The sequence below is a fragment of the Bradyrhizobium sp. P2_E8 genome (genome assembly GCF_056403875.1).
The window spans coordinates 1-501 of sequence record NZ_JBFUES010001946.1 but is presented as its reverse complement, the minus strand read 5'-3'; the positions used below and the strand labels follow the sequence as shown (position 1 = coordinate 501).

At 68.3% G+C, this 501-nt stretch carries 1 protein-coding gene; it reads right to left on the bottom strand.

Annotated elements, in window-relative coordinates:
• Positions 1-501, bottom strand: a 501-nt coding sequence (locus AC1D00_RS44850) for a GNAT family N-acetyltransferase (RefSeq protein WP_477015183.1), incomplete at both ends; no start/stop codon positions are given.

Here is a 501-nt window from a genome sequence, read left to right as displayed (position 1 = left end):
CACCTCGTCGTCGCATTCGAGTGCGTGGATGTCGATGACACGGCCTTCGCCGCGCGGCGACAGGCAGGCGCTGCGGACGAACTGCTCGACGCCCGGCTCGGCGAAGACGTCGGGCAGTTTCTGTTCGGCCATCCGCACCGGCTTGACGCGGAAGAACCAGTCGAGCAGGCGGGTGACGTCGGCGTCGGTGGTGGCGAGGTGATAACGATAGCCGGCGAGCGCCTGGAGCTTCTTCTCCTTGCTCTTGAGGCGGCGGCGGAACGAGTTGCTGATCCGCGATGCGGGCGGGCCGCCCGGCTCCATCACCAGCAGCGGGCAGCCGTTGATCGCACTCTGCCGCGGCAGCAGCGCGAACGGGTTCTGCTGATCGTCCCAGCGCAGCGGCTGCTGCGTCAGCGAGAGCACGTCGACATGCTCGCGCAACGGCGCAAGCAGCGCGTCGAGATCGGCGGCGACGGCCTGTGCCGCGAACTCGGCGTTCCACAGCCCCATGTTGTAGGT